Below are 13443 nucleotides of genomic sequence, written 5' to 3'. Positions count from 1 at the left end.
CGCCACCATGCCCGCCCCGCAAAGCCGCACTTACGAGTCTCACGGCCTGCGGCTGCACTATGCCGACTGGGGCAACGACGGCGCGCCGGTCGCCATCCTGGTTCATGGCGGCCGCGATCATTGCCGGAGCTGGGACGTCATCGCCCGGTCGCTGCAGCCGCATTTCCACGTGCTCGCACCCGACCTGCGCGGTCACGGCGATTCGGACTGGACCAAAGGCGGCAGCTACGCACTGACGGAGTATGTGTACGATCTGGCCCAGCTCGTCCGTGCCGTCGCAGCGCCTCAAGTCACTCTCATCGGCCACTCCATGGGCGGCATGGTCAGCCTGATCTTTACAGGGGCTTTCCCCGAACAGGTCTCGAAGCTGGTCGTGCTCGACGGCGTGACGATGTTGCCGGATACACCAAAACCGCCGGTGCATGAGCGTATCGGCAAATGGGTCGGTCAGCTGGACAAGCTGCACGACCGCGCACCGCGCCGTTATTCGACGCTCGAAGATGCGGCGGCGCAGATGGTGCTTCACAACAAGCGGCTATCCCGCGACCTCGCGCTGCATCTCGCCACCCACGGCGCGCGGCAGAACGAGGACGGCACCTATAGCTGGAAGTTCGATCCCCACCAGCGCGCCTCTGCGCCGCACCGGCTCTGGCCGGACGATCACATCGCGCTGTGGTCGCGCATCGCCTGTCCGACGCTGCTCTTGAATGCCGGCGAAAGCTTTCTGGCTGGCGCAAGGGCCGCGGGCTTGGAGCGCTACTTTCCGCAGGCGCGCGTCGAGACCATCGCCGGGGCCGGACACTGGCTGCAACATGACAAGCCGCAGGAGGTGTTAGGTGAGATCCGGGAGTTTCTCGGGCTGGCCTAGCTCAGCGTCCCCGCGTGCACCCACCAGCCGGAATGATCCCTGCGGATCGTCTCGGCGGCGGCATGCGCTTCGGAAGATGCGCCATAGATCGCAAAGCACGTCGCACCCGAGCCGGACATGCGGGCAAGCTTGACGCCGGCGGAGCCACGCAAGGCTTCCAGCACGTCGCCGATGACAGGCTCGATGCGCATCGCGGGGGCTTCGAGATCGTTGGCGACGGTCTCGAGCGTGTCGACCCAATCGGCAATGGAGGCGCCCTCGCCCGGCCAGGCCGGAGCGTCGAGGACGGAGGTGGCGCCGACCAGGAGTTCGCCGTTGCGCAGGCCCAGCGCCTGGAACACATCCTTGGTCGCGACCGGCACGCGCGGATTGACCATCACGCAGGGCATGCTCGGCAACGCGAGCGGCAGCAGCTGTTCGCCGACACCGGTCATGTCGCAGGCGCGCGAGAACAGACACACCGGCACGTCGGCACCGGTCGCAAGCGCAACCTTCTGCAGCCGCGGGTCTTCGAGCGAAAGATCGTTGAGATGCGCCAGCAATCGCAGCGCCGCAGCCGCGTCGGCCGAGCCGCCGCCGATGCCGGCGGCGACCGGGAGCACCTTGTCGAGCGCGAAGGCGCCCAGCTTCAGGTTCGGGACGGCTTCGGCCAGGAGCTTGGCCGCCTTGAACACGAGGTTGTCGGCCATATCGCCGCAGGCCGCCGCGAGTGGCCCTGTCGTGGTGAGCTTCAGCTCGCTGCCGGGCTCCAGCGTGAGCCGGTCGGCGCAGTCGGCAAACGCGACCACGCTTTCGAGATCATGATAGCCGTCGGCACGACGGCCGACCACGCGAAGGCTCAGATTGACCTTCGCGCGCCCTTCTTCAATCAACGCCGGCATTGACGACACGCCCCACCTTCAACTCACTCAGCCGCCCTTGCCGTCGTCCTTCTTCTTCTCCTTCTCCGCCTGCGCAGCCGAGGAGTTCGAATTGTCGTCGGTCATTCCGTTGGCAATCTTGGCCTCGATCTTCGGAAGCTCATCCGCTTCGGGCTTGAGATCGCGGGCGTGCGCCCACTGGAACTTGGCTTCCAACGTGCGGCCGACGCGCCAATAGGCGTCGCCAAGGTGATCGTTGATCGTGGGATCCTCGGGCTTGAGGTCAATGGCGCGCTCGAGGTTCTTCACCGCGTCCTCGTAATTGCCGATGCGGTAATAGGCCCAGCCAAGGGAGTCGACGATGTAGCCGTCATCCGGGCGCTGCTCGACCGCCCGCTTGATCATCTTCATGCCTTCGTCGAGATTGATGCCCTGGTCGATCCAGGAATAGCCGAGATAGTTGAGGACGTGGGGCTGGTCGGGCTGCAGCTCCAGCGCCTTCTTCATGTCGGCTTCGGCCTTGCCCCACTGCTTGGAGCGCTCCTCGCAGATGCCGCGATAATAATACCAGACGCTGTTGGCCTTGTCGTTGCCGGCCGGCAGCACGTCGACGCCTTGCGAATAGGTCGCGCCGCATTCGCCGAACTTCTTGCGGCCGCGCTCGATGTTGCCGAGCGCCATGATGGCTTCGAGATCCTTGGAATCCTCAGTGGTGACGCCCTTGAGGATCTTGATCGCCTCGTCGGTGCGGTCGGCGGAATCCAGATCGATGGCGAGCTGAATCTGGGCGTTGCGTTTGAGCGGCGAGGACGCCGGCACCCGCTCATAGACCTTGATCGCCATCTGCGGCCGCTTCACCGATTCATAGAGATCGGCAAGCGAGAGCAGCGCCAGGGGATGGGTGGGCTGGAGGTAGAGCGAGAGCTGGAGGTAGACCAGCGCCAGATCCTCGCCGCCGCGGCGGGTCAGTGTGGCGCCGATGCCGTAGAGTGCTTCTGCGGCGCCGGCTTGCGCGCTATCGACCAGCGGCGGCATCTTCTTGCCGGCCTTGGTGTCGCGCAACCCTTCTACGATCAGCGGATGGCGGGCGAGCTTCTTGTCGAAAGCCTGGTAGACGGTGGTCGCGGCGGCCGAGTCCTTGTTGCGCGACAGCCAGCGCGCATAGGCCTCGGTGACACGCAACATGGAATCGTCGAGCTTGTAGGCACGCTCGAACCGGGCGCCCGCGTCTTTCTCCTTGCCGGCGAGCTCGAGGATCATGCCGGCATGGAGATCCTTGAACAGCGGATACCATTCCGGACCGGCCAGCTTGTCGATGGTGGCGACGCCGCCCTTGGCATCACCCGCACCATAGGCGGCCCAGCCCGACAGCAGCGTGGCGACGAGATCGGTGATCGGACCGCGGATCGACTGGTTGATGTTGGTCTGCGCGGTCGCGTACTTCTTGAACTTGAGATCGTGCACGCCGACGACGAGGCGCGCAACGCGGTTGGTCTTGTCGATGGTCAGGATGCGCTCGGCGAGTTTGACGGCTTCGTCGATGTCACCGTCGGCGACCGAAGAGATGAAGGCGCGGTCGAGCAGCTCGTTGTTCTTGGGATCGGTGCGCAGGGCCGAGCGATAGAACGCGGCGGCGGAGGCCGCGTCGCGCTCGACGCTGGCGTGGCGGGCGGCGAGATAGCTGCCGGAGGTGGTCAGCGCCTTCAGATCGTTTCGGGTCGGAAACTGCGCCGCCGTGTCGGACGGATGGTCCGGCGTCTGCGCCAGGACCGCGCCGGGGACCGTCGCCATCGCTGAGCCCATGAGGGCAATGGCGGCAACAGTCCAGCGGTTGAAACGATTTGAAAACATCAGGGCTCGCCTTGAGTTGGTAGTGCCTGGGTCTGAAGAAGGCCGTATCGCATGCGAACGCGGCCGGTGGCATGGGGACCCGGAACCGTCGGGCCGACAATGCCGCTTTTGGCGCTTCACCGCAAGGATTCGGGCCGGGCGATCCCCTCCGCACGCCCCAAATCGGCCAAGTGACCGGTCAAGAGCGCCCCAAGACGCCGCCAGTATGGCCTTATCGTGACCACGGACCGCGACCGCGGCCGGGTTCTCACGCGAACGTGCGTCGCAGGGCCAAGGTCACGCAATATTGGTCGCCCTTGGGCCTTGGTCACCTGGATCGTGGCTTGCTGACCCCGCCTACATCGCCTCGTAGTTCGGACCGCCGCCGCCCTCGGGGGGAACCCAGGTGATGTTGCCGTTGGGGTCCTTCACGTCGCAGGTTTTGCAGTGAACGCAGTTTTGGGCATTGATCTGGAAGCGCGGGCCGGAACCTTCCTCGATCCACTCATAGACGCCGGCCGGGCAATAGCGATTCGAGGGACCTGCAAACACGTCGTGCTCGGACGTCTTCTGGAGGTTCATGTCCGTGACCTTGAGATGGACCGGCTGGTCCTCCTCATGATTGGTATTGGACAGGAATACCGAGGAGAGCTTGTCGAAGGAAATCTTGCCGTCAGGCTTCGGGTAGGTCCTCGGCGCGTGGGTCTTGGCCGGATCGAGCGTCGCGCGATCGGGCTTCGCGTGCGACTGGGTGCCAAACAGGGACCCGCCGAACAGCGTGTTGCACCACATGTCGAAGCCGCCGAGCGCAACGCCGAGCACTGTGCCGAACTTCGACCACAGCGGCTTGACGTTGCGGACCAGGAACAAATCCTTGCCGACCGAGGAGGAGCGCCAGGCGTTCTCGTAATCGACGATCTCGTCATTGGCGCGATCGGCGGCAATGGCGGACGCAACGTGCTCGGCGGCGAGCATGCCCGTGCCCATCGCGTTGTGCACGCCCTTGATCCGGGGAACGTTGACGAAGCCGGCCGCGCAGCCGATCAGGGCGCCGCCGGGGAAGCTGAGTTTCGGGACCGACTGATACCCGCCCTCGGTGATGGCGCGCGCGCCATAGGCGAGCCGCTTGGCACCTTCGAAGGTGGAGCGGATCGACGGATGGGTCTTGAAACGCTGAAACTCGTCGAACGGTGACAGATACGGGTCGTCGTAGTTGAGATGCACGACGAAGCCGACGGCAACGAGGTTGTCGTCGTAGTGATAGAGGAACGAGCCACCGCCGGTCTTCAGATCGAGCGGCCAGCCGAACGAATGCTGGATCATGCCCTTCTGGTGCTTGGCGGGATCGATCTGCCAGACTTCCTTGAGCCCGATGCCAAATTTCGCCGGCTCGCTCGTGGTATCCAGCGCGAACTTCGCGATGAGCTGTTTGGTCAGGCTGCCGCGCGCGCCTTCCGCGAACAGCGTGTACTTGCCGAGCAATTCCATGCCACGGGTAAAGGAGTCCTTCGGTTTGCCGTCCCGGCCGATGCCCATGTCGCCGGTGGCAATGCCCTTCACCGCGCCCTGCTCGTCATAGAGCACCTCGGCCGCGGCAAAGCCCGGATAGATCTCGACGCCGAGGGCCTCTGCCTTGCGCGCCAGCCAGCGGCAGACATTGCCAAGCGAGCCGATATAGCAGTGATGATTGTCCATCAGCGGCGGCATGATGAAGTTAGGCAGCCTGATCGCGCTGCCGCCCGTCATCCAGTAGAAGCGATCGTCCTTCACCTGGGTCTTCAGAGGACAATCGGAATCCTCGCGCCAGTCCGGGATCAGCTTGTCGAGCCCGGCCGGGTCGATCACGGCGCCGGAGAGAATATGCGCACCGACCTCGGAGCCCTTCTCCACAACGACGACATTGAGATCGGCATTGATCTGCTTCAGCCGGATCGCTGCAGCCAGGCCCGAGGGGCCGGCGCCGACGATGACGACGTCGAATTCCATGGATTCGCGCGGGGGAAGTTCTTCGGTGCTCATCTGATCTCAGCCCTTGAGACGGTCCTTGGTCGATTGCGCCCTCTTGTTTCCGATTTTTCCGGGTAGGACAACCTCGGAAATGCGTTTCGCCGGGGTGCAAGGCGCCCCAAACTGGACTAATAGTCAGACTTTCCAATGATCCCAGAACCCGCACCCACGGTCCGAGAGCTTCTCGCCTTCTATCTGGAGGCCGGAGTCGATTGCACGCTCGCAGAGGAACCGATCGACCGCCTGGCGGAATTGGATGCTCCACCTGCGGCCCCGCGCGCCCCACCTCCGCTCGAGGCGCCACGGCCGGCCGCCGCGCCGGCGGTGTTGCGCGGCGAGGCTGCGCCCGCACCCGACATCGCGATCGCCTCGGCGCGCGAGGCCGCACGCACCGCGCCGACCTTGGAGGCGCTGCGCGAGCTGATGCAGGGCTTCGACGGCTGCGCGCTGAAGCACACAGCGACACGGTTGGTTTTCGCCGACGGTAATCCGCAGGCGCGCATCATGTTCGTCGGCGAGGCACCGGGCCGCGACGAGGACATCGAGGGGCTTCCCTTCGTCGGGCGCAGCGGCAAGCTGCTCGATTTGATGATAGGAGCCATAGGCCTCAACCGCACCACCGCGTACATTGCCAACGTGATCCCCTGGCGGCCGCCCGGCAACCGCACGCCGACGCCGCAGGAGACGCAAATCTGCCTGCCGTTCATCCAGCGCCAGATCGAGCTGGTGAATCCGGATGTGCTGGTGACGCTCGGCAATCCCTCGACGCAGACGCTGCTGTCGACCCGCGAAGGCATCATGCGCACCCGCGGCCGCTGGTTCGACTACGAGACGGGCGCGCGCACCATCCGCGCGCTGCCGACCTTCCACCCCGCCTATCTGTTGCGCTCGCCGTCGTACAAGCGGCTGGCCTGGCAGGATCTGCGCGCGATCGCGAAGGCGCTGGCGGGGGCGTGAGGAGCCGTACGACCCTTCCCCGTCATTGCGAGCGCAGCGAGGCAATCCAGAATCTTTCCGCGGACTCTGGATTGCGTCGTCGCAAGCGCTCCTCGCAATGACGAGGGAAAGGGCGAGCGACTAAGTCCCCTTCGGCCGCACGATGGCCCAGCCGATGCGCAGCAGTTGCTGGCGTCCGGTCACCAGCCATTCGAAGGCGCGCGGGACTTCCGGGACGATGCCGGGAAAGCGCGCGAGGATGTCCGGCGGCGGAGTGCCGCCGGTATCAGAGGCGCGCCAGACCACGACGCCGCCGGTCTCGCTGAACTTGGCCTGATTGATCCAAGGCGTCCGCGCGGGCTCGGCATCGATGAAGAGATGCGGCCGGCCGGAATGCAGCGTGATCAGGCTCGCAAGCTGGGTCTCGCCGGCGACCGCGCGCAGGCGATGATTGGTGCGACGGGCAAAGCTCTCGTCGAAGAAGTCCGAAATCGCGCGCGCCGGCATCGAGGTCGCGATCTCGTTGGCACCGGTCCACGGCAGGAGCAGGACGGCGAGCACGACGCCGATTGCGGGCGCGATGACGGCGGCCGCCCAGACCATCCGCAGCATCCTCGCGCGGCGCATCGCGATGAGATCGCCGGCCCCCACGACCACGGCAAGCCCCGACAACACCAGCACGACGCCGGCGCCGCCGACGACGGCGTCGAGGCCCAGCAGGCCGGAGATCAGCACCGCGCCGAGTGGCGGCGCCAGCGCGAAGAAATAGACGAAATTGCGCGCGAGCGGCTCGACCGGCGGGCGGTAGATGATCGGCGCCTCCTCGCTCTTGGGAACGAACAGGCCGGTGTTGAGGACCGTCAGCGCCGGGATCGCCGCCGCACCGAGCAGGAGCCCCCCGAGCAGCCAGGCCGCGTGCAGCGCGCGGGCATTGAGCTGGGCGACCTCAGGCAAGGCCGGCAGGACGAGCACCTCGGCGCGCATCAGCCAGACGGCATAGGGCAATGCCAGCACGGCGACGACCACCAGCGCAAACAGTGGGTCGAATGCGCGCAGCGTGCGGCGGCCGTCCGCGGTTGCGAGCGCGAAGACGACGATCAGCAGCAAGAAGAAGATCGCAGCCGGCGTCGTCAGCAGCAAGAGGCCGGCCTCGATCGACCAGGCGAACCAAGCGTTGCCGCGGCGCTGTCCGATGATCTGCCAGGAATGCAGCAGCAGCAGCGCCCAGAGCGGCCGCGCCAGCACCAGGGGGCCGAAGTCGAGTGCTGGCGAGGAGAAGGCCAGCAGCGTCATGGTCAGCAGCACGGCCAGCACTGCCTGCTGGGGGCCGACCACCGCGCGGGACAGATGATAGAGCGCGATGAAGGTCGCGACCCCACAGAGCTCCGCAAGGACGTAGACGCCGAACACGTGGCCGCCGGCGGCGCGATAGGCGATGTCGGCGAGCCAGACCGGTAAGGGCGGGCCCAAATCAGTGCCGACCTGGTATTCGCGGCCGAACGCCAGCAGGGTCGCGAGGCTGCCGGGCGGGCTGCGATAAAACACCAGCGCCACGAACAGCCACATCGCGGCCTGGAGCAGCACGGCGATCCAGACGATCAGCCGCGGCCGCGCGCGAATGAGCTCGATGACCAGGGAGGTAAACCGCATGCAACGTCCGAAAGATGCAGCCAACCCGTGAAGCCGGCCCTATTCGCTAACGACTATTTTGATAGAGGGCGCGGCGCGTCGTGGCAACCGAGTCTCGTCTAGAGATTTGCCGACGCGTCGACTTCCAGGCTCGTGTCCACCTGCAGCTCGATCTCGGTCACCGCAAACAGATCCTGCGCCGGCTCGACGGTCCAGGGCATGTGCTTGGCGCGGGCGGCGGCGACGGGGGCGAAGAAGCTGCGGTGGTGGACGGTGGGACCGAGGCGGTTGAGCGCGTCGAGGTGCTCGGGAACGGCGTAGCCCTTGTGCTGCTCGAAACCGTAGCCGGGACAGTCCTGCGCCAGCGCGCACATCAGGCGGTCCCGCGTCACCTTGGCGATGATCGAGGCCGCTGCGATCGACAGGACGATGCCGTCGCCGCCGATCACGGCCTCGCAATCGCATTCCGTGTCGAGCCGGTCGCGGCCGTCGACGAAGACGTGCCGGGGCTGCTCGGGCAGCGCCACCACGGCGCGCTTCAGCGCCCACAGCGAGGCGCGCAGGATGTTGTCGCGGTCGATGCGGGCGCGCGAGGCGACGGCCACCGAGACCTGGGCGGTGGCGCAGATCTTGTCGAACAGCCTTTCGCGCTCCTCGGCCGTCAGGCGCTTGGAATCGTCGATCCCGCGCGGGATGCGGTCGGGATCGAGAATCACCGCCGCAGCCACCACAGGACCGGCCAGCGGCCCGCGCCCGGCCTCATCGCAGCCCGCCACCGGCCAGACGCCGCGCTTCATCAGCGCGCGCTCCCGGCGGAAGCTTGGGGCGACGATGATGGCGCTCTTTGTGCCGGCCAGCGCCTTGGCGATTTTTTTGGGCGCAGCTTTCTTGTTTTCAGGCGCAGCCTTCTTGGGCGCACCTTTGGCCGGCTTCTTGGCGGACTGATCCCGAATCATGGCGGGGATCGTGCGCAAGCGGCACGGCCTGCGCAACCGGGAACCTCGGACAATTCCCGCTATTCAAGATTCAAGTCAGCCGCCCTATTCCGCCAGATGCACCCGCCGGTCCTCGCCGACGTCGATGCCGGGTGCGACCACGACTTCCCATGGATGGCCATCAGGATCGGCGAAATAGCCGGAATAGCCGCCGTAATCGGTCTCATGCGCGGCCTTCAGCAGCGCGGCTCCCTTGCCGATGGCGAAAGCCAGCACCGCATCCACCTCCTCACGCGCGCGGCAGTTCCAAGCGAGCGTCATGCCGCGGAACGTCGATGGCCTCGGATGATCCGGCAATCTGGCGTCGACCGCGAGCTGGTCCCAGGGAAACAGCGCGAGCACCGGACCGCCGGTGTCATAGAACGCAACGGCCTCACCGGTCACCTTGAGCCGGCGCGAAAACCCGAGCGCGTCGTAAAAGGCAATGCTGGCGCGGATGTCATTCACGCCCAGCGTGATGACGGTGAGCCGCGGGATTGGAGCTGGCAGTTCCTGACTCATACGACGCCTCTCCCACTTCGTCCCTCAGAACAGGCTGAGCTGATCGCCGTTCCGCTTCGGCTTGGCAAAATGATCCGTCGTCAGCTTGGAGCGCCGCTTGTTCAGCCCGAGCCTGTCGCAGGCGATCTCGAAGCGGCGGCCGATGGTCCAGGCCATCGGACCGGTGCCCTTCATGCGCTCGCCCCATTTCGCGTCGTAGTCGCGGCCGCCGCGCATGTCGCGGATCAGCGTGAAGACGTGGCGATAGCGGTCCGGATAGTTCGCCATCAGCCATTCCCGAAAGAGATCGCGCACCTCGAGCGGCAACCGCAGCAACACGTAGGAGGCTTCCTTGACGCCGGCATGAGCGGCGGCGTCCAGGATGCGCTCGATCTCGGAATCGTTCAGCGCGGGGATGACGGGGGCGACCATGACGGTGGTCGGAATGCCGGCCTCGGAAAGCTGCTTCAGCGCCTCCAGCCGCTTCGGCGGCGTGGACGCCCGCGGCTCCATGGTGCGCGCCAATTTCGGATCGAGCGAGGTCACGGAGATCCCGACCTTGGCGAGGTTGCGCTTGGCCATGCGCGCGAGAATGTCGATGTCGCGGGTCACCAGCGCCGACTTTGTGACGATCCCGACGGGATGGCCGGCGCGCTCCAGCACCTCCAGAATGCCGCGCATGATTTTGCGCTCGCGTTCGATCGGCTGATAGGGATCGGTGTTGGTGCCGATCGCGATCATCCGCGGCTCGTAGCCCGGCGCTGCAAGCTCCTTCTCGAGCAGCGCCGGCGCCTCGGGCTTCACGAACAGCTTCGACTCGAAGTCGAGCCCCGGCGACAGGCCGAGATAGGCATGGGTCGGCCGCGCGAAGCAATAAACGCAGCCGTGCTCGCAGCCGCGGTAGGGATTGATCGAACGATCGAAGCCGATGTCGGGAGAATCGTTGCGGGTAATCACCTTGCGCGAGGTGTCGATCCCGACCGTGGTCTTGAACGGAGGCAGTTCTTCAAGGCTTTGCCAGCCATCGTCGAATGCGACGCGCGCCTCGGCCTCGAACCGGCCGCTGGCGTTGGACTGCGCGCCCCGGCCTCGCCTGCGCTGGCGGTCGATGGCGACCGCCAGCTCAGGGAAGTCAGAAGGCGCACCCGCCGGCTCGGAGGGCGCCGTGACCGGCGGGTGCTTGAGAGCATGAGAGGATGCTGGACTCATGAAGCAAAGATAGCACGCCAAAGGAACAAATCAAGAACACAAACGAAAAACGTGAAAACAACCCCATGCACAGTAGAGCTGCCCAAACTTCGCGCGCCCGCTTTTGACCTCACGCAACAGTGGCGTCACGGCGATCCCGTTTGATGCTGCCGAAGGATCGATCTCGCCGGAACTCGGTTGGTGACGATCCCGGGTGAAGGTCGGCAGGAACATGACAAATCAACAACAATTGGCCGCAGCGAGCAGCGACCTCGATCTGCTCGACCGCTACTGGCGCGCCGCGAACTATCTCTCCGTCGGGCAGATCTACCTGCTCGACAATCCGCTGCTGCGCGAGCCGTTACGGCCCGAGCACATCAAGCCGCGTTTGCTCGGCCATTGGGGCACGACGCCCGGGTTGAACTTCATTTACGCCCATCTCAACCGCGTCATCCGCGCGCTGGACCTGAGCGTGATCTATGTCTGCGGTCCCGGCCACGGCGGCCCCGGCATGGTCGCCAACACCTATCTCGAAGGCAGCTACAGCGAGATCTATCCCGATATCGCGCGCGATGCCGACGGATTGCGCAAGCTGTTCAGACAGTTCTCCTTCCCCGGCGGCATCCCGAGTCACGCGGCGCCGGAAACGCCCGGCTCGATCCACGAAGGCGGCGAGCTCGGCTACGCGCTGGTGCATGCCTATGGCGCGGCCTTCGACAATCCCGACCTGATCGTCGCCTGTGTCGTCGGCGACGGCGAGGCCGAGACCGGCCCGCTCGCCGCGTCCTGGCACTCCAACAAGTTCCTCAATCCCGCCCATGACGGTGCGGTGCTGCCGATCCTGCATCTCAACGGTTACAAGATTGCTAATCCGACCGTGCTCGGGCGGATGCGCGACGACGAGATCCGCAATCTGTTCCGCGGGCTCGGCCACGAGCCGCTGTTCGTCGAGGGCGACGATCCCAAGCCGATGCATCAGGCCATGGCGGACGCGCTGGATGTCGCGTTCGCCAGCATCCGGTCGATCCAGCAGCACGCCCGCGACGGCCGCAAGAGCATCGAACGCCCGCGCTGGCCGATGATCGTGCTGCGCAGCCCGAAGGGCTGGACCGGCCCCAAGGAAGTCGACGGCAAGAAGGTCGAAGGTTTTTGGCGGGCGCATCAGGTGCCGGTCGCGAACTGCCGCGAGAATCCGGCGCATCTGAAGATTCTCGAAGACTGGATGCGCAGCTACGAGCCGGAAAATCTGTTCGACGCCAACGGCGCTCTGATTGCCGAGCTCCAGGCGCTCGCGCCCGAAGGCAATCGCCGCATGGGCGCCAATCCGCACGCCAATGGCGGCCTTCTGAAGAAGGAGCTGAAGCTGCCGGACTTCCGCAGCTTCGCCGTCGAGGTAACTCAGCCGGGCGGCGTCGTGGCGGAGGCAACCCGCGAGCTCGGGAAATTCCTGCGCGACGTCATCCGCCTCAACGCCGAGGCCCGCAACTTCCGCATCATGGGTCCGGACGAGACCGCGTCAAACCGGCTCGATGCGGTGTTCGAGGCCACGGAACGCGTCTGGATGGAGCCGACAAAACCTTACGACGTGCATCTCGCCCAGGACGGACGCGTGATGGAAGTCCTGAGCGAGCATCTCTGCCAGGGCTGGTTAGAGGGCTATCTGCTCACGGGCCGGCACGGCTTCTTCTCCTGCTACGAGGCGTTCATCCACATCGTAGATTCCATGTTCAACCAGCACGCCAAATGGCTGAAGGTGACCCGGCATCTGCCGTGGCGGCGACCGATCGCCTCGCTCAACTATCTGCTCACCTCGCATGTCTGGCGTCAGGACCACAACGGCTTCAGCCATCAGGATCCCGGTTTCGTCGATCTCGTCGCCAACAAGAAGGCCGACATCGTCCGCATCTACTTCCCGCCGGACGCCAACACGCTGCTGTGGATCGCCGATCACTGCCTGCGCACCTATGACCGCGTCAACGTCATCGTCGCCGGCAAGCAGCCGGCGCCGCAATGGCTGTCGATGCAGGAGGCGGCCACGCATTGCGACGCCGGCATCGGCATCTGGAGCTGGGCCGGCACGGAAGACGCGAATGGCGAGCCCGATGTCGTGATGGCCTGCGCCGGCGACGTGCCGACACTGGAAACACTCGCCGCCGTCGACCTGCTGCGCAAGGCGCTGCCCGAGCTGAAGATCCGCGTCGTCAACGTTGTCGACCTCATGACGCTGCAACCCAGGGAGCAGCACCCGCACGGCTTGTCCGATCGCGACTTCGACGGCCTGTTCACGCGCGACAAGCCGGTGATCTTCGCCTATCACGGCTATCCCTATCTGATCCACCGGCTGACCTATAACCGCACCAACCACGCCGGCATGCACGTCCGCGGCTTTGCCGAGGAAGGCACCACGACGACGCCGTTCGACATGGTCGTGCTCAACGAGCTCGACCGCTATCACCTCGCGATCGAGGCGATCGAGCGCGTGCCGGGACTGGCCACCAAGGCGGCGCAGGTGAAGCAGCAATTCCGCGATAAGCTGATCGAGCATTCGCGCTATGTGCGCGAATACGGCGAGGACATGCCGGAAATCCAGGAATGGGTCTGGCAGAACAGCGCCGGCGGCAACACGCCGGCGCAGGCAGGCGACTGACAG

10 protein-coding genes are annotated in these 13443 nt (G+C 65.6%); 3 read left to right on the top strand and 7 right to left on the bottom strand.

The window, feature by feature from the left end:
• The first annotated feature begins 7 nt into the window (after positions 1-7).
• Positions 8-868: an alpha/beta fold hydrolase gene (locus tag ABIB90_RS24810; protein WP_354162085.1), complete on the top strand. Its 861-nt coding sequence runs from the start codon at positions 8-10 to the stop codon at positions 866-868.
• Here the strand turns inward: ABIB90_RS24810 and ABIB90_RS24805 are convergent.
• The 3 genes from ABIB90_RS24805 to ABIB90_RS24795 form a co-directional block, all read right to left on the bottom strand.
• A complete protein-coding gene (locus tag ABIB90_RS24805) occupies positions 865-1749 on the bottom strand; it encodes a 4-(cytidine 5'-diphospho)-2-C-methyl-D-erythritol kinase (RefSeq protein WP_354162088.1) in 885 nt (294 codons plus the stop codon). The two genes, ABIB90_RS24810 and ABIB90_RS24805, sit on opposite strands and share 4 nt — an antisense overlap.
• Positions 1750-1776: 27 nt before the next feature.
• Positions 1777-3579 carry a tetratricopeptide repeat protein gene (locus tag ABIB90_RS24800; RefSeq protein ID WP_219684687.1) on the bottom strand — a complete coding sequence of 601 codons (1803 nt, stop codon included), beginning with the start codon at positions 3577-3579 and terminating at the stop codon, positions 1777-1779.
• A gap of 336 nt (positions 3580-3915) precedes the next feature.
• Complete coding sequence (locus ABIB90_RS24795; RefSeq protein ID WP_354162091.1) at positions 3916-5577, bottom strand: electron transfer flavoprotein-ubiquinone oxidoreductase; 1662 nt, start codon at positions 5575-5577, stop codon at positions 3916-3918.
• 135 nt (positions 5578-5712) lie between these two features.
• Between ABIB90_RS24795 and ABIB90_RS24790 the strand changes: the two genes are divergently transcribed.
• A complete protein-coding gene (locus ABIB90_RS24790) occupies positions 5713-6522 on the top strand; it encodes a uracil-DNA glycosylase (RefSeq protein WP_007594976.1) in 810 nt (269 codons plus the stop codon).
• A gap of 120 nt (positions 6523-6642) precedes the next feature.
• On the opposite strand, the gene ABIB90_RS24785 is transcribed toward ABIB90_RS24790, so the two are convergent.
• The 4 genes from ABIB90_RS24785 to ABIB90_RS24770 all read right to left on the bottom strand — a co-directional run bounded on the left by ABIB90_RS24785 (position 6643) and on the right by ABIB90_RS24770 (position 10814).
• Positions 6643-8151 carry a glycosyltransferase family 39 protein gene (locus ABIB90_RS24785; protein WP_219684689.1) on the bottom strand — a complete coding sequence of 503 codons (1509 nt, stop codon included), beginning with the start codon at positions 8149-8151 and terminating at the stop codon, positions 6643-6645.
• A gap of 98 nt (positions 8152-8249) precedes the next feature.
• Positions 8250-9086, bottom strand: coding sequence for a ribonuclease HII (gene rnhB, locus ABIB90_RS24780; RefSeq protein ID WP_354162095.1), 837 nt, complete (start codon positions 9084-9086; stop codon positions 8250-8252).
• An 84-nt stretch (positions 9087-9170) separates the two neighbouring features.
• Positions 9171-9626: a VOC family protein gene (locus ABIB90_RS24775; protein ID WP_007594979.1), complete on the bottom strand. Its 456-nt coding sequence runs from the start codon at positions 9624-9626 to the stop codon at positions 9171-9173.
• 24 nt (positions 9627-9650) lie between these two features.
• On the bottom strand, positions 9651-10814 hold the full coding sequence (locus ABIB90_RS24770) for a PA0069 family radical SAM protein (protein ID WP_007594981.1): 1164 nt from the start codon (positions 10812-10814) through the stop codon (positions 9651-9653).
• 211 nt (positions 10815-11025) lie between these two features.
• On the opposite strand from ABIB90_RS24770, the gene ABIB90_RS24765 reads away from it, so the two are divergent.
• On the top strand, positions 11026-13440 hold the full coding sequence (locus ABIB90_RS24765) for a phosphoketolase family protein (RefSeq protein WP_354162099.1): 2415 nt from the start codon (positions 11026-11028) through the stop codon (positions 13438-13440).
• Positions 13441-13443 lie beyond the last annotated feature (3 nt).

The sequence above is a fragment of the Bradyrhizobium sp. JR4.1 genome, assembly GCF_040548605.1.
In the GTDB taxonomy this organism is placed as follows: domain Bacteria; phylum Pseudomonadota; class Alphaproteobacteria; order Rhizobiales; family Xanthobacteraceae; genus Bradyrhizobium; species Bradyrhizobium canariense.
The sequence above is the reverse complement of the archived record's forward strand: the minus strand, read 5'-3'. Positions and strand labels throughout refer to the sequence as shown.

Bases quoted from the DNA above. Each gene is read 5' to 3' on its own strand.
- ABIB90_RS24810 (WP_354162085.1), top strand. From the start codon at position 8: ATGCCCGCCCCGCAAAGCCGCACTTACGAGTCTCACGGCCTGCGGCTG.
- ABIB90_RS24805 (WP_354162088.1), bottom strand. From the start codon at position 1,749: ATGCCGGCGTTGATTGAAGAAGGGCGCGCGAAGGTCAATCTGAGCCTT.
- ABIB90_RS24800 (WP_219684687.1), bottom strand. From the start codon at position 3,579: ATGTTTTCAAATCGTTTCAACCGCTGGACTGTTGCCGCCATTGCCCTC.
- ABIB90_RS24795 (WP_354162091.1), bottom strand. From the start codon at position 5,577: ATGAGCACCGAAGAACTTCCCCCGCGCGAATCCATGGAATTCGACGTC.
- ABIB90_RS24790 (WP_007594976.1), top strand. From the start codon at position 5,713: ATGATCCCAGAACCCGCACCCACGGTCCGAGAGCTTCTCGCCTTCTAT.
- ABIB90_RS24785 (WP_219684689.1), bottom strand. From the start codon at position 8,151: ATGCGGTTTACCTCCCTGGTCATCGAGCTCATTCGCGCGCGGCCGCGG.
- rnhB (WP_354162095.1), bottom strand. From the start codon at position 9,086: ATGATTCGGGATCAGTCCGCCAAGAAGCCGGCCAAAGGTGCGCCCAAG.
- ABIB90_RS24775 (WP_007594979.1), bottom strand. From the start codon at position 9,626: ATGAGTCAGGAACTGCCAGCTCCAATCCCGCGGCTCACCGTCATCACG.
- ABIB90_RS24770 (WP_007594981.1), bottom strand. From the start codon at position 10,814: ATGAGTCCAGCATCCTCTCATGCTCTCAAGCACCCGCCGGTCACGGCG.
- ABIB90_RS24765 (WP_354162099.1), top strand. From the start codon at position 11,026: ATGACAAATCAACAACAATTGGCCGCAGCGAGCAGCGACCTCGATCTG.